A 16,202-nucleotide genomic window follows, 5' to 3' on the forward strand; every position below is an offset into this window, starting at 1 on the left:
AATATCTCACGAACTCTCGGACGAAGATCTGACATTGAGCTTCACTTCAGACCTCACGATACGCAACATATTTCCCCATGGTTTTCATCCTCGAGATAGCTTCAGCGTCTATAACATTCCATGTGACCAGCAAACATAGATACCCTCCTAAACACACAACTGCCATAAGCACAGACCCGAGCCCAGTTTCAGCCTGCCATAGGAGAAATGGTGTAGAAAGCCCGAGCGAACAAATTATAATTTTTCCAATTGAGAGCCAATCAATTCGTAAGGTCAGCAACCGCTTGACCGCAATCCACATCGCTAAGGTTGCAAGGAGTGACATCACGATATTTGTGATGACGACTCCCTGAATGCCATACCTTGGGATAAGAAACCAGTTGAGTCCAATGTGAGTGAGCAGCAAGCTAGCTGCGATTCGTAAAGAAAGAAAAGCGTTTCCACTTCCGCAAATGAAGGTATCCAATAACTCGTACAGGATATAAAAGAGAGTCGACATCAGAAGCGGTGCCACAGCGAACGCCCCGGTGAGATACTCAGAACCGTAGACCATTCCGAGAATGTCCTGCCCGATAAAAAACGTTATCACCACAAGAGGGGACACGAGTAAAAACACATAAGTCACACCTTTTTGCATATAGTGCGCCACAACTGAAGCATCTCCAACAGCGAGACATTGGGAGGCGATGGGAAACAGCATGGTAAATAGTGGTAAAAAAATGGTATCGAGAATACTTCGTAGAGTGTTGACGACCCCTAACAAACCAACATCCTCCGATTGTGTTCCCAGAATTTGCAACATTAAAAGGTCCGATTGATTCCAAATTTCTACCGTCAAATACGTGATCGCCAGCTGTGCACCGAAGATCGTAAGCTTGCGTGTTTCACACCGTTGCCTTCCTTCCACACCGCGACAGAATGTTGCAGACACCAGAAGCGTCACAACCGCCGCACAGACAATTCCAAGCACGGCCCCCTCTAAACCGAATCCAAAGAAAAGGAATGCCAGGATTCCGATTGCCTTGAAGACATTCGATGCCGCTAGCACGACTGCTTGTTTTGCAAATGCACGGATCCCATTGAGCGAGTGGATGTAGACATAGGCTAGCCCTGTGCATGGGAGTGAAAGTGACGCAAACTGAATAAGTGGTGCCAGATTGGGATTGCCAAGGAATTCGGCCAACGAGCTTGCTGCAAGATACAAAAGACCGCATAGCCCAAGTGCAATTCCGCTTTGAACAAGAAGCCCCTTCCTCAGGATAGTCCCAGCACTTCCTCTGTCTTCTGCTGTGAATTTCGACACGGCATTTGGAATACCGACGAGCAAAGACAGCGTGAGAATAGAGAGAAGGGCTAACACAACGGCAAAATGTCCATACGCTACGGGCCCAAGATACCTCGCCGCACATGTATGAACTGCCACCATGGACAGGAGGGCGACAATCTGTTGGGCCCCAAGATACACGGACCCTCGCGTGACGGTATCGCTCACTAAAGGCCAACCTCTTTCAGAATTAGGATTCAGCTTGAGTCAGGACCTTCGAAATGACTCTTTTAAACTTTGCCTGCCCTTCGACCTGAATCGAATCTACAAATTCAATAGATAAATTACATTCTCTTCCCAGGAACTCCTGGTCTTTCTGCCGGACCGCCTCCAACATTTCCTGATGAAGGTCATGATCCTTAACAATTCGAACTGTGAGTTGATCGATGCGTCCGTCATGAATCCTTTCGTGAATGACTTGGTATTCCAAGACCCCCTCGAACTCATCGGGCCTAAAGAAGTCCGGTTGAATCACGCGACCATCTCGTAAGACAATTTGGTCAGCTGTTCTTCCCAGAATGGGCTGAAGGCAGAGGGTTCCTGAGTGTTCTCCACACGTTTTGTCTTCAATACGGCATAGGTCGCCAAGGGAATATCGGATAAACGGCATGGCACGAGAAAAGAGATTCGTGATCACGACTTCCCCAACTTCGCCAGGCGTTACGAGCTGTCCATTTTTGATCACCTCTACGACAAGCAAATCTTCATTCACATGATAGGACCCGCAGTTCGGACACTGCCAGGCAATACATCCACCTTCAGTGGCACCATAGCAATCCACGACACGGCTTCCGAAGTTCTCTTCCAAAAGAGACTTCACCTGCGCACTTAGGATATCGCCTCGTGTAAAAATCAAACGAGGACGGATTTCTTTATACTTAGGCGTCTTGCTTATCTCCTTTGCCAGCGCTCCTAGAATTGTAGGACTTCCCCGAATAACCTCTAGCTGGCAATTTGCCAATTCCTCAAGTAAAAGAGGAACCTGCTTATACAAATCAACATAGCGAACCTGTAAGAACCCGAGATGCTGAAACCATCGAGTCTTATCTGAAAAATTATGATCATTCAGATCTTTAATGACGACTTGCCGATCCGTAATCTTCAGACCGAGTCGGAGCCAGGTTCGTATCCAAGCAAGGGCTTCAAACTCAAGATCTTGCCTGTGGGTCAGTATGTTCAGGGGCTTTCCGGTTGAGCCACCCGTTCGACGAACCACGCATGTTTGGAGATCAATCCCGGCGGCCCGAAACTCCTCTACAGGAGAAGCTTGGATATCTTCTCGCCGAATAATTGGAAGGCGATAGAGATCTTTGGCACTGAGGATGTCATCAGGAGTGATCCCCTTCTTGTCAAAAATCTTTCGATAAAATGGGACATGATCGTAGGCTTGTCGAACCATGGCTCTCAGTTTTCGAGCCTGATGACGTTTCAGTTCATCCGATGAAAGGTTCCGGCTCTGCCATAACTCAAAACACGTTTGAATGCTCGATAGGGACACGTTTCAACTGATCCTTCTTCTCAATTGTGGCTCATGAATGTCCTAAGGTGATCGGCATTGCTGGCCGCTAACTCTTTGGCCTTCGGAATCGTGCGGTCTAAATCTAAACGAACGTGATCCCTTTCATGCCAAAGAGTACAAATACGATCCAAAAGCAGGTTTGGGCCACCGGGTTCGTTTATTTTTTCCAATGGAAAAGTCCACTGCTCTTGCCCGATAAGTTTAAAAAAGTCACACCCTTTCGATTCGTAGTAAAGAGCAAGTGTCGGCACATGCAGAGAAGTCGATAAAATAGTGGAATGCATGGGGATGCCGACAAAAGCCTCGACCCCTTGGAGTATATGAGCAATATCTTCCACCCCGTTTGACGGCGTAAATATCGTGACCCGTTCTTTATGATTCATTTGTTGAGCCAAGGATTCGGCAATGACCACGTCTGTTTCCCAGGGCGCGTAGTACATGGGCACAAAAGTGATATTGACTCCGCATTCTTCGATAACCCGATCACAGAGATCCACCATAGTGGCAAGGAAGCGAGAAAATTCTTCTGATTCCAAAGTTTTACATCGCATAGAAGCCGGAAGAAACTGAAACGGAATAACCCGATTCGAACGATGATGAAGTGTGTAACGTAAGGCCATCCCAATGGTTGGCGTATCGCATATAGTGCGCTCATGTCTGACGGACGAATCCGAGTCTCGTACGGTCTGCTCCTCACTATAAGAATGAGGGGAAAGCGGTAAAGCGGGACCGGCTGAAGCCAACACGTTGCGTGTAGGGACCTTACTCTCGTGAAGGGTCGACACAGAATTTAGTACCGTCATCACCTGAGAAAGTGCCTGGTCCAAATTTTGTGAAATATGAGGGTAAGGGAAAAGGGTCAGAGCGGGATCAGCTGTGGCAAATATTTTATGTGTCGGTACGTTAATTCCCTGAAGGGTGAGCAGGGATTTAAGATCTCGAACCGTTATAACCTTCGTACAGCTGCAGGCCAGTCGCGTAAGTGCCTGATCGAGTTTTCGTGAAAGTGGTCCCACACCCTGGGCAAACCCCATGATCTTCTTTCCAAGTAAACGGAGCAAGGTCACGATCCCTGCCCAGTATAAAATTTTGATTTGGCTGCGGTTCCCTTGAAGAAGCTGACCACCACCCCACAGAACCGCATCGGCTCCGAAAAAAGAGCAGACTCCCTCAAAGCTGAACGGAGGGTGAAACTCAACATCGTCAAATCCATCGGGGAAACAAGGACCATGTCCCCAAACAACAATTCTGGAATCTGGAGAGACTTTTCGGATCATGCGGACTACACTGAGGCAAATGGCTGTATCACCAAGATTGTAACGGATATCACCAGCAACGATTAGGACATTACGTCTAGGGTCACGGGTTTCAGACACGGGTAATAAGGGAGCACTCGACTGAGTTAAAGAAACAAACAGATCATGGTAGCGAGTTCCTACTTGATCCCACGTGAAATTTTCCAATACTCGCCGACGTGCTTTGTCCGCTAACTCGGTCCGAAGGCTTTCGTCCTGCAGCAAGTCAAAAATCCGTTTCTGAATCGCAGAGACATCTTCAGGAGGAACAAAGAGTGCAGCATCTCCTAGAACTTCACGGCATGCTGCCAGATCCGTAGCAATGATAGCCGTACCGGATACCATGGCTTCCAGCAAGGAAATGGGGAAGTTTTCCGCGATAGAGGGGAAGACAAATATGGATGCCTTCTGATACAGGGCTAACAGATCCGGAGAATGGTTATCCAGCCATCCGTGAAATCGAATTGGATCCTGAACCGTTTTGGCTATTTCCTCAAGCGTCGATCGATAAGGACCATCTCCAACAATATCGACGGGACACCCAAACGATTGCCCCTCAAGAGCACGTAAGAGGTATTGAACACCTTTCCGCGGAAAAAGTCGGCTCACAACAAGGATGCGCTGTTCCTTTGTCGCAGGAGTTATCCATTCTTCAGAGATCCCGTTCGGTATAATCTTGATTGGATAGGGTTGACCATTGTTCTTCTGGATCAGTTCGGCAAGAGATTGGCTTGGCGAGGTGATGGTCTTGGCATTGCGAAGCACCACCTTCCAAAAGGGAATTAGAAAGCGATGGAGCTTACGGAATCGATCAGGATTATAACCCTGCACATCTGAGCCATGAGCGGTAATCACATAAGGGATGCCGGTGACTTTGTGAAGACAGTATGCGACAACTCCGGTGGGAAGGATAAAGTGTGCATGGATTAGATCATAGGTATTAGTTCGGATGAGGCGCAATGATTTGAAAAACGAGACGATAAGATAGGAGAGCAGTTCGTGAACATAGCAAACATGTCGAGCTGATCGAAGGCAGAGAACGCGAAAAATCCGAAGTCGCCCTTCCTGTTCAAATTTCGGCAGCCCTTTGAAACGCATCGTGACAACATCGGTATGGTGGCCTTTTCGTGCAAGCTCTTGGCAAATGGCGCCTGTGACAGGGCTTCCACCCCCGCCAATGGGTGGATACTCGTAATTCAGAACAAGTAGTCGCATCCTGCTCTCCTTCAACCGTTCTTGCTAAAAGCACGACGGCATATGATTTCGTGATCCTCAATCTGATTCATTAATGTAAGAAATGTTGAGGATTGGGAAATGAGATCTTTCCCTGATTTTGCTGAACGTATGTGTTCTTATTCGGTGATTTTCGGGTCACGCTTAACCAGAAAGTGTCCCTTAGGCACGATGGTTGAAGATAGGATGTCACGCCGACACGGTAAGATTGTCGATAGACTTTTCCCATTCCATTGCGGAGAGTGAGTAGCTAGCACGAAGAGGAAAACTTTCAGGTAACGACAGTGTTAAAAAATAGCTTGTTACTGCGCAATAGGACACATTTATGATCGATACTGCCTTTTGAGATTCAACATATGACTTCATCTTGTAAAAAAACGGAGTCGGCGTATGGGAACACAACGAATCCCACTATTCGTGTTGGCGATCGTCTTTGAGCAAGGGTTGAAACTCACTCAGACACGGTCAGCAAGATATTTTGTCGTTCAAAGTGCTTTTGGTTTTAAATTTTTTCAGACCAGTACCGCCGCTAACGTGTTTTTCCTGAATTTGATGAAAATCAAAATGGCGGAGGAGTTGATTCTGGTAACGACGTGAATGGAAACCTCAATACCCGAAGGTTCGATAATGTTGTTTTTCAGATCTCAGTTAATGAGGTTGGCAGTTGGGAGGCTGGATAGTAGACGACAAGAGAAATCTAGGCCTTCTTAGCAAAGGCGTATGAACGACAAAGGGCCTACCACTATCTAATGTCGTATTTTTCGTTTTGGATAAACGGCTTGACGAAACTTGGGCTCATATTCATCAAGGGTTTCCATGACATAAAGCAATTGCAAAACAAAAAAGTTCTACAGACGATTTATTGTGTTGATACTACGGCTCCTGTTTCCTTGCTGATTCCAAAGATTCACTGTCTCGAGAGTTGCTATGCCTGAGTCCGTCAGTCTTATAGCGGTCTCGATTCATGGGACTAAGAGACGAACAGAGATTACCCAAGACCTTGACTTTGTTTTTGAACAGGCCTTGATCGATGCTCGAACCATGATATCTGAGTTGAGATCTCTGAATTTTCAGGGAAATGCGTTGATTGTGGCATTAAATGGTTCGTTCGGGTGAGGGGGCTCTTCCCAACCTTGAGGGCTCGTCCCTGCTCACCTCGCTCGTCTGCAAGTGTAGCGAATCACTCGACACCCTCGGCCTCAAGAGCTTGGGTAGAACCACATCCATAGGTGTATGCCACTCTTCCGCAATCTTCAACATTCACAAGCCGTTTCGCCGGTTACTTTGGAGAATGCAAAAAAATCGTCATCTCGGAAAGACACGCAATATTCAATCTCTTGGCTTCATAACGCTAATTCAAGTATGTTTTGGGGGTATTCTATAAATTTCCTTACAACAAACACTAAAAAACACCATGAATGGACACGATACACAATCAAATGACGACAATGTGAACAAGTCACCCAGTTGGTTGTCGGGCGGCGGTCATATGGGAGAGGTTGTCAGGAATAAAAATTGGGCAACAACTCCTCTGGGGTCCATTAATGCCTGGCCGCAAAGTTTACGAACCACCGTCAGTCTTTGCATAGCCTCAAACTTTCCTATTTCCATCGCATGGGGACCGCAGCGGATACAGATCTATAATGACGGATATTGGCCAATTTGTGCAGACAAACATCCCTACTCAATGGGCCAGGACTTTAAAGAATGCTGGTTTTCGGCATGGCCTGTCATAGGAGAAGCGTTCGAGAGAGCTAGCAAGGGCGAAACCTGCTTTCTCGTCAATCAACGAATGTTTCTTGATCGTCTGGGATATCTTGAAGAAACCTTTTTTACTTTTTCATTTAGTCCGATTCAGGATGAGTCCGGAGGTGTGGGCGGTTTATTTCATCCAGTCACAGAACTGACGCAACAGTCTCTGGCTGAACGCCGCCTAAGGATTTTGCGAAACCTGACTGATCGAAATACCAACGCCAGCTCGACGAAAAGTGCCTTGCACTCGCTTATGGACACCCTGAAAGAGAGTTTCCTCGATGTGCCGTTTGCGTTGTTCTATCGATTGAAAAACGATGGCAAGGAGGCACGATTAGTGCAATGCTACGGACTGGACAAAAGGCGGGACCTTCGGCCCAAAAGCCAGGACCTCAGGACATCGACTAATGCCGTGTGGCCACTGGCAAAGACCCTTCAGCAAAACTTCATCTTAATCGACGATCTTATTCCACGATATGGATCGATAGCTATTGGACCCTATAAGGAACCCCCAGGATCTGCGGTGATACAGCAAATCCTATTGCCAGGCATGACGAAACCCTTTGGGTTTCTTATTACCGGAATTAGTTCCAGACGACCCTGGGATGAAGCGTATCATACCTTTTATGAAATGTTGGGAGAGGCCGTATCGAATATACTCGGCAAGGCTCGGTCTTACGAACTGGAGTACAAACGGGCGGAGATGCTGGCTGAATTAGATAGAGCCAAAACGGCATTTTTCAGTAACGTGAGCCACGAATTTCGCACACCGCTCACCCTCATGTTAGGGCCGGTTGAAGAATTACTCGACAAAAATGATGACACGATTTCCTCATCCACACGGAGTCTGTTGCAGGGCGTCTCACGCAATGGATTACGACTCTTGCGGTTGGTCAATAGTCTCTTAGAATTTTCTCGAATTGAAGCAGGGCACCTCCACGCATCCTACGAACCAACGGATCTCGCGGCCTACACGGAAGATCTTGCGAGTTCGTTTCGTTCTGCGACCGAACAAGCTGGGCTGCAATTGCTTGTCGATTGCCCGCCTCTTCAGGAATCGGTCTTCGTCGATAGAGAAAAATGGGAAAAAATCGTTTTAAATCTGTTGTCAAACGCCTTTAAGTTTACATTTGAGGGAATCATTACGGTGACGTTGCGGCAGATTGGCCAACAAGTTGAACTGTGTATCCAGGATACCGGCGTGGGTATCCCTCCTAACGAAATAAACCAGGTATTCGATCGTTTTCATCGAGGTGAAAACGTCCAGAGCCGCACGCACGAAGGAACTGGTATTGGACTCTCACTGGTGAAAGAACTGGTCAAACTCCATGGCGGGACCATCAGAGTCGAAAGCAGGCTGAATGACGGAAGCTCGTTTTTCGTGACTATTCCCCTGTCGACTGAGCATTTACCAACTGATTGTATTCAGTCTGCCAGCAGCGCTTCGACACCTAAAGTCTCAAACGCTTCCTCATCATTTGTCGAGGAAGCGCTGCAGTGGCTGCCTTCTGAGAGACGCTCCGAGACGAAGAGAAAAGGGGAGATAAACGAACGACTTTCAAAGATAAATCTCTCATCAGGAAAGAATGAAAATCATACTAAAATGGAGGCATCTCGCCCACAAATCCTTCTTGCGGATGACAATGCAGACATGTGCACTTACGTGTCACGTATCTTATCGACAGAATTCGATGTCACTATCGTTACAGATGGAAAATCTGCACTCGCTGCGATCATGAAACACCCGTTTGATCTGATCATATCTGATGTGATGATGCCACATCTCGATGGGTTCGAGCTCTTGGAAAAATTGCGAAATGATGCTTCCGTGCGAACGATTCCAGTCATTCTTCTTACAGCCCGAGCAGGAGAAGAATCACGGGTGGACGCACTAGAACGGGGGGCTGATGATTATCTGGTGAAGCCCTTCAGCGCACGAGAATTGAAAGCAAGAGTTGACGGAAACTTAAAATTACAACGACTGAGAAGAGAAGCTTCCTCAGAAACACACAAATTCATTTCTTTAGTCGAAAATAGCACCGACTTTATTGGCATGGCAGACTTACAATACAGGCCGATCTTTATTAATTCTGCTGGGTTGTCAATGGTCGGTCTTGACACGGTAAATGAAGCACAACTGAAATTTGTAAAAGACTTTTATTTCCCTGACGATCATCCATTTATTCTCAATGAATTTATCCCACAAGTGTTGCGAGAAGGACGAGGTGAAACGGAGATTCGGTTCCGTCATTTTAAGACAAACCAGGGCATATGGATGCTCTGCAACATCTTTCAACTGCAGGATATCGAAGGAAACACCATTGGTCTTGCCACTGTAAGCCGAAACATCACCGAACGAAAAGAAAAGGAAAGGCAATTAAACGAATGGAAGGACACCTTAGAAGTCCGGATAGAAGAACGAACACGTGAATTGGTTTCTTCTCAAAATCGATTACGTTCCCTTGCCTCTCAGCTCAGTTTGACCGAACTGCGTGAGCGAGCCAAGCTCGCTAATGATTTACATGATTATCTCGCCCAATTATTAGTCGTTGGTCGGATGAAGCTAAGTCAGGCCAAACCCCTGTTAGACCAATCTCCAGAAGTCGAACAGATTGTTTATGAGATTGATCATGTCTTTGAACAAGCTTTGACCTATTCTCGAACCACCATATCTGAGCTAAAACCTCCAAATTTTCAGGAAAAAGGCCTGATTCAGCCCTTGGAGTTGCTATCGGAACAGATGAAAAAGCATGGGCTGTTGGTCACACTTTCGACATCGGACGACAGAATTTTCCTGCCTGAAGGTCACGCTGTGGCCCTGTTTCAATCGATCAGGGAATTGCTTTTTAATGTGCTTAAACATGCAAATGTCGATCAAGCGACCATCAACGTGACAACACCCAATGAAGATGAAATTCATGTGACGGTGGAAGATCGTGGAACGGGATTGGGTCCGAATGCCATGCAACGAGCTCTCGATCCCGGTCATCTAGGATTGTTTGCCGTAGAGGAACGGATTGAAGCGCTAAATGGATTCGTTGATATTTTTTCAAAAGAGGGTCACGGCACACGTGTCGTACTCGTATTACCCATCGCCCCCTCCACACCAGCGTCAGCCACGACCAACCATTCCAACACGACTATTCTTGAAGCGGCTGTCCCCCATGGCCAATCGCTTCTGTCTTCATTGAAAACTTCCGTGTCGGATCGCATTCGTGTCCTTGTGGTTGACGATAATACGCTCGTCAGAAATGAACTGCTGAGAGCTCTCAAAACATATTCTGATCTGGAAATAGTGGGAGAAGCCGAAAACGGGGAAGTTGCCGTCAGGCTGAGTCTACACCTACAGCCGGATGTGATCATCATGGACATCAATATGCCCAAGATGAATGGCATTGAAGCCACACGACAAATTTTTCACCAATCGCCGCATATCAAAATACTCGGACTCTCTATCAATCATGAACAGACCATGATCAAGGCCGTCCTTGAAGCTGGTGCTGTGCAATACTTGAATAAAAACGGAACGATCGAGGAAATTCATACGGCGATTTGTTCAGCGTATTCGAATAAGGGTTAATTCGATCATCTCTCCACGATATTTGACCATCATGTCAGTCTGTGAGAAGTGTTCTCAAAGTTTATTGTTACAGTCGTGCCACTGTCCGGAGCGGAAAGCACGTCGAGTTGCCCTTGCAATGATTTTATCTGTTCTTGATAAAAAAATAGTCCAAGATGTCCAGGTTCCTGTTCACGATCCATATTGTGCGGATCAAACCCTTTTCCGGCATCGGTGATTCGAATAAGAAATTTGCATTCCGATTCACATATCCAATGGATTGAGGCTTCGTTGACTTCAGCATGTTTCAGGACATTGAATAGGACCTCCCGAACTGACTTATAGATCATGATTCTCTTGTGTTCTGATATCTGCACCGATGGAATGTCTTCAGGGATCGACACGATTAACCCAAAACGCTGCATATCTTTTGCTAACCAACGCAGCGTTTGGAACAACCCCAGATGTTGTAAAGATGTTGGATAGAGTTCGGAGATGAGTGTTCGAGTGTAAAGCAAGGATTGATCGATTATTTCCTCGACATTTTTCAGCATATGAGAAGGCTGCGGAGGCATGGTTTTTTGATCAATTTGATTCAACTTAAGTTTACAGGTGACAAGCAATTGGGCGAGAAAATCATGCAAATCATTCGCTATTTTTTTTCGTTCACGATCTTGGACCAGTGATAACTCCAGTAAGGTCGAACGTAACTTGTCTTGATATTCGGTTAATTCCTTCGTTCGATCTTCCAAATCATGATCTAATTGCCGGTTCACTTGTGATAACTTTCCGGAGATCTTCTCTTTCTTTCGCATCGTGACGGTCAACTCATTCTGAATACTCATGAGTTCTTCAAGTGCGTTTTGGTTCGAGGTTTGCGGCTCTTCCCCAATAAGAGTAAAAGAATCAGACGATTGTCTCTGAATCAAACAGTCGAACGTGTGAGGCATTGTTAAAGAATCCACAAAATTCAGACGGAGTCGTTCTTTCAAGATATAACGTTCGGAATCAAGAAGGCGTTGAAGTCTGTCCTGGTCGGAAATGGTTAAAAAGTCCCACAGCCTGGTTCTCTTCAATTCTTTCTCTGTAGTTTTCAATAATGCAATCATGGCATCGTTGTAAATCTGCAGATATCCCTTCGCATCAACAATACAAAAGACAACGGATTCTGTACTCATGAGAAATGACTCCAGCAGTAACGAAGAATCGAATATGGACTCCTGGAGGGTGTGCTGATGCGTTGGACTATTAGAAAGACGGTGTAGTTCAAGGATCTGCGTAAAGGCCGGATCAAGCTTCAGACCACTGGGAAGTATTCCGTGGGAAAGATGGTGCTCGGGACTTTTATGCCATGCGTGGAATGTCTCACGATCAATCCAACGCGTGACTAAATGAAACATACTGGTGTCTCCGGACGCGGTAAAGACTTCCATACCCAGAAAACCCGGCACGCTTTCAACCAAGCCTGGACGCTTTCCAAAGGCTTCCATCACCTCTGGCTCGAGTCCATTTGCAACTTTAAATCGTGAGATGACTAACACCATACAGGATATCTAATTTCATAAACTGGTCAGTAAGGTCCGTAGATCAGAGGCAAATCCATCGGCGCCGATTTCACGATATACAGTCGGCCGTAACCGAAATGCGGATCCGCCTACCAAAACACGGGGTGTTCCATGATCTGATGCACATCTTCGAATTTCTCCAATGAGGTCTTTGACAGGGGCTAAGTTCACAAACATGGTGACAGAAATCCCCACAAGTGCAGGTCGATATTCCTGAACCATCTGAAGAATAGATTTTTGAGGCAAATTGCTACCCAAAAACTGAATATCCCACCCATGTGCTTCAAGTATATCGGCAACCATACGCGCGCCGACTTGATGAAACTCTCCTTCCACTCCCGTGATAATGCCTTTCTTGAGAGAGACGGCCACAGACTTCCCACTCTGAAATATTTGTGCCATGATATACTGGGTGATCGCAGTCGCCACATGTTCTTGTGCCACTGAAATACGATTGACTTCCCATAAATGGCCAATGGTATATAAGGATTGCTGAAAGACTTCTATGTACAGGTCAAGAAGCGAGAACCCGTTCGCTAACACTTCAAGCGCCACCGTTTTTGCGGCATGGCGATCTCCAACTAGCAGGGCCTGAAGAAAGACTTCTTGATGTATGACAAGCGGTGATGTCGAAGTGGATGAGGAATGATTGTTGCTTGGAAGAAATTCTGGATCAGGTTTCCGAAAGAAGGGGCGTACCATCTTCTTTTCTGGCTCGGATAGGTGGGTAGCCAAGACAGTCGCCAGTTGATTAAAAAATACTTCAATAGTCTCATGAGCAATATTCCGTGACTTCAATACATTGCCTGTCCACTGTACGTAATGTTGGAACGAAGTCGTATCTCCAAATTCAATAGCATTTCTTAAAAATGATAAATGATAGTGCAAATCCTTTTCACAGTGGGATTTCCCCAGCTCCCCATATTCCTGGAGTATCGATGGGTGAAAACAACAGTTTGTGGTCAGTTCTTTGAGAATTTTGGATTCGAGAAACTTCAACTTGTCTGCCAGCATGTGGCGAGCATGTTCGTCAGTATCTTTCATATGAATGAAATTACCCTCTACTCTTTATGAAAGATTAGGCCTCTGAGAACCGAGTCATAAAATTATGCATACCGATGACTTATTAACTCGATATAAAAAAGAAAGGATTCAAGATGAAAAAGACTATAAACGAATATCTCAAAATTTTCCATAAACATCAAGAGACGAGTCAATCATATAGGCCTACAGTCCTCACACACAATAGGGAATAGTAAGCTAGAAATATCTACTCCTCTGTGTCGAAAACATCGAGCATCGTGACGGTTTTCGTGGTTCAATGGGTTGCTCAACGAATAGAACATGCCTTCATGGAGGATACGCTTCAGGAAGTAAAACTCCAGTTCAAATCCTAAGTAGTTGGGAAAGCGTAGAGATATTGTAAAACGAGACGTTGAATGATTTCTGTTCTTTGTAGGAAGTAGACCACAGTCTGGGTTGGTCATGAATTTCTTTTGAATACGAGGTCAGCATCCTAAGCCATCGGGAGGCGATTCCTTATCTTTCGGTCGATTGTCTATGAAACTGTTGACTCGTTGGTTGGGTGAGACCGTAGTGGAAAGGGTAATTCTTTGGGAGCTTTTTTCTTGGCAGGTTTTCTGGAAAGATCTGGGCGGGCTTTGAGAATCCAGGCGATGGCCTGTTCGTTATAGCTTCTGAGCTGGCTATGAATCACCCAACGAATGCCGTTGACTGAATCAACATAGTGATTAAAATCATCCTGAGTCATGACCCCCGGTGTAAATTCTAATAACGTTCGAAGCAAGTTACTTTCACAGCCGGAGACTTGCTCTTGAAATGCCGGAAACACAAAGTATTTGCCCAAATCAGACCTGTGGCACAAAACTCGTGCCAATTGATTATAATTTCTTTCCTTTTCCTCTTTTTCATTGACCCCAATAATCTCTTCTCCATAGAGATAGACTTTTTCGTAGGTAATTGCGTATTGCGCTGTTTGTAGGAGTGTTTCAAATAACTTGGTCTTTACGTTCAACAGTTGTTCATCAAATGCGAGAGAAACGATACTTTTCGCCATTTCTGGACGTGTACTGAGAAGATCAATCATTCGATTAAAACAGGATTCCTGAACTTTTCTATCTAAGTAGTCAATGATCGATTCAATTGTTTGGATATCTTCTCTGGTAATCAGTGTGCAATCGCGTTGTATAATTTCTTTCGCCTTTCTGACTCGACTCCTGACCAGCTCGATTTTTGATCCACCATTAAACATATTCGCATTATCGTAATCCGCACGTTTGTCTTCGTTGCTGAGTACCGCATAGGCTTCATTGATGATGAACATCCGTTCTTTTGCGGCTTGACGTTCCCATTGCGGCACAAGATCTTCATGATTTTCTTTGACAAACTTTCGCCAGGCACTCTGTACTTCCTTAAGGAGTGCATCTTCGGGAACGCCGAGAATTTGGTAGTAGTTTTTTCCGTCAATCATTTTTTTGGTAATGAGCAGACAAGAGAGCAGCTTGTACTCATCTGGAAGGTTGGCCAGGTTTGATTCGTCATGTTATTAGACTTTTGCAGCATTTTCACGTGTAAGGTTTCAATGTTCAATATGGATAAAAAGGTTGATTCCATCGTCGACCAACTTCAAAGAATTTAATATGCCGATGATGGAAACATCCGGCTGAAATCTGAAGCTCAATCATGTATTCAGATTTATACTTTTGCAATTTTAATTTCCTGGGTGTCTTTCATATTTTGAATTTCATGCTCTAGGTCAACTTCATCAGGATTGTCTTGAGATTGCTCAAGTAGTCTATTCATAAGGTCTTGCTGTTCTAATACAACTGAAGAACCATTTTCATGTTGAATAAAAGCTGCCCAAGGTACCGTCTTTGTTAATGGAAACAAGATGTCTTCAGAAGGAGAAATGTCAATATTCAAGCAGGAAATAAACACCACTCGTTTGCCATGATAGCCGTCGGCATTCACTAATGTACGAAAAGAACGGTCAAATTCGACCTGGATATTTGCTTGAGCGGCTGTTAAGAGAGGATATGGTGAGGACACAATCCAAGGCATCGGGCGTAAGAGATTTTCTTCAAGAAGCCCATGAGTTTCAGAGTCTCCAGCACTGTGCCATTTAAAATTAAATAATTCAGGAAGAAGTTTATTTCCTATAGATCGACGTTCGTGACTCGACCATGTCGCGACTCCCATGAGTTCACAAAATTCTTGAGAGGCAGAGTAACATTGCGATGTGCTATAGGACTTGATTGGTCGAAACTCCCCAGGCCGTTGAGTTCCTACAATTTTCTCCATGTTGAGAAACAAGCCATCGGTCTTATCTTCATTTAAGATTTGATTGTCGATCGTGACACGTAAATCTTTCCCATGACGGTCCAGAAAGATATTGTCATTCGCAAATGTATATTGCTTGAGATACCATTCAAGCACATCATAGATTTTTCCACAGGAAGGAGTTTTTTCGCAATCTTCCGTGTGTCTCCGATGATAGGTCCCAAAGATACGGCTGGACGGATCGTATCCCACATGGCTCGCATGAATGATCAGTAAATCTTTTCCGTGCTCGGCATGAGGCCCATGTCGATCGGTAGAAACCGTTCCTCCGACCCGTCCGTGATTAAAGGGAAAGGTGCCGAAATGCTTGGCAATAAGAATAATGGGATACCCCTGGTTTTCGTCAGAACAGAAAGCCCGAGATGGTAAAATTTTCCCCGGTTCAAAACCCAGTGATCGACAAAAGTTATAGACTCGTCCGACGAAGCTGTCGTATGTCAACATATTGTTCTCAAGGAGAAAGTCTTCGAGAGTCTTTTTTATATCGGTATTGGAAAAATACATCTCGTCGAATGGTCTTCTTTATATGAGAACTTTGAGTACGATTCTAACAAAGAACGGAGTCATAGCTTGATTGTATGCACTGAGCAGTGAG

General features: G+C 45.3%; 10 protein-coding genes. 3 read left to right on the forward strand and 7 right to left on the reverse strand.

Annotated features, from left to right (window positions below; all coding sequences use genetic code 11):
- Positions 1–46: 46 nt before the first annotated feature.
- Genes ACWQXP_RS04225 through ACWQXP_RS04235 form a run of 3 tightly spaced genes read right to left on the reverse strand, consistent with a single transcriptional unit; the run spans position 47 to position 5,353 of the window.
- On the reverse strand, positions 47–1,492 hold the full coding sequence (locus ACWQXP_RS04225) for an oligosaccharide flippase family protein (protein WP_454061597.1): 1,446 nt from the start codon (positions 1,490–1,492) through the stop codon (positions 47–49).
- A 22-nt stretch (positions 1,493–1,514) separates the two neighbouring features.
- Entirely contained in the window at positions 1,515–2,822 is a 1,308-nt protein-coding gene (locus ACWQXP_RS04230; protein WP_454061598.1) for a phenylacetate--CoA ligase family protein, read from the reverse strand.
- A 20-nt stretch (positions 2,823–2,842) separates the two neighbouring features.
- The gene (locus tag ACWQXP_RS04235; RefSeq protein ID WP_454061599.1) at positions 2,843–5,353 is read right to left on the reverse strand and encodes a glycosyltransferase; all 2,511 of its coding nucleotides are present in this window, start codon (positions 5,351–5,353) and stop codon (positions 2,843–2,845) included.
- Positions 5,354–5,761: 408 nt separating this feature from the next.
- Between ACWQXP_RS04235 and ACWQXP_RS04240 the strand changes: the two genes are divergently transcribed.
- The 3 genes from ACWQXP_RS04240 to ACWQXP_RS04250 all read left to right on the forward strand — a co-directional run bounded on the left by ACWQXP_RS04240 (position 5,762) and on the right by ACWQXP_RS04250 (position 10,703).
- Complete coding sequence (locus tag ACWQXP_RS04240) at positions 5,762–5,968, forward strand: hypothetical protein (RefSeq protein WP_454061600.1); 207 nt, start codon at positions 5,762–5,764, stop codon at positions 5,966–5,968.
- Between the two features lie 330 nt (positions 5,969–6,298).
- Complete coding sequence (locus tag ACWQXP_RS04245) at positions 6,299–6,487, forward strand: hypothetical protein (protein ID WP_454061601.1); 189 nt, start codon at positions 6,299–6,301, stop codon at positions 6,485–6,487.
- A gap of 334 nt (positions 6,488–6,821) precedes the next feature.
- Complete coding sequence (locus ACWQXP_RS04250; RefSeq protein ID WP_454061602.1) at positions 6,822–10,703, forward strand: response regulator; 3,882 nt, start codon at positions 6,822–6,824, stop codon at positions 10,701–10,703.
- Between the two features lie 29 nt (positions 10,704–10,732).
- Here ACWQXP_RS04250 and ACWQXP_RS04255 read toward each other — a convergent pair whose 3' ends face one another.
- The 4 genes from ACWQXP_RS04255 to ACWQXP_RS04270 all read right to left on the reverse strand — a co-directional run bounded on the left by ACWQXP_RS04255 (position 10,733) and on the right by ACWQXP_RS04270 (position 16,051).
- Positions 10,733–12,226, reverse strand: a complete 1,494-nt coding sequence (locus ACWQXP_RS04255) for an antibiotic biosynthesis monooxygenase (protein WP_454061603.1) — start codon at positions 12,224–12,226, stop codon at positions 10,733–10,735.
- Positions 12,227–12,241: 15 nt separating this feature from the next.
- Positions 12,242–13,291, reverse strand: a complete 1,050-nt coding sequence (locus ACWQXP_RS04260) for a cobalamin B12-binding domain-containing protein (RefSeq protein ID WP_454061604.1) — start codon at positions 13,289–13,291, stop codon at positions 12,242–12,244.
- 514 nt (positions 13,292–13,805) lie between these two features.
- Positions 13,806–14,738: a J domain-containing protein gene (locus ACWQXP_RS04265; protein ID WP_454061605.1), complete on the reverse strand. Its 933-nt coding sequence runs from the start codon at positions 14,736–14,738 to the stop codon at positions 13,806–13,808.
- Between the two features lie 224 nt (positions 14,739–14,962).
- Positions 14,963–16,051, reverse strand: a complete 1,089-nt coding sequence (locus ACWQXP_RS04270; protein WP_454061606.1) for a hypothetical protein — start codon at positions 16,049–16,051, stop codon at positions 14,963–14,965.
- Between the last annotated feature and the right edge of the window lie 151 nt (positions 16,052–16,202).

The organism is Candidatus Nitrospira salsa (assembly GCF_965152625.1).

Excerpts from the sequence above, each read along its gene's own strand:
- ACWQXP_RS04235 (WP_454061599.1), bottom strand. The coding sequence starts at position 5,353 with ATGCGACTACTTGTTCTGAATTACGAGTATCCACCCATTGGCGGGGGT.
- ACWQXP_RS04240 (WP_454061600.1), top strand. The coding sequence starts at position 5,762 with ATGGGAACACAACGAATCCCACTATTCGTGTTGGCGATCGTCTTTGAG.
- ACWQXP_RS04245 (WP_454061601.1), top strand. The coding sequence starts at position 6,299 with ATGCCTGAGTCCGTCAGTCTTATAGCGGTCTCGATTCATGGGACTAAG.
- ACWQXP_RS04255 (WP_454061603.1), bottom strand. The coding sequence starts at position 12,226 with ATGGTGTTAGTCATCTCACGATTTAAAGTTGCAAATGGACTCGAGCCA.
- ACWQXP_RS04260 (WP_454061604.1), bottom strand. The coding sequence starts at position 13,291 with ATGAAAGATACTGACGAACATGCTCGCCACATGCTGGCAGACAAGTTG.
- ACWQXP_RS04265 (WP_454061605.1), bottom strand. The coding sequence starts at position 14,738 with ATGATTGACGGAAAAAACTACTACCAAATTCTCGGCGTTCCCGAAGAT.
- ACWQXP_RS04270 (WP_454061606.1), bottom strand. The coding sequence starts at position 16,051 with ATGTTGACATACGACAGCTTCGTCGGACGAGTCTATAACTTTTGTCGA.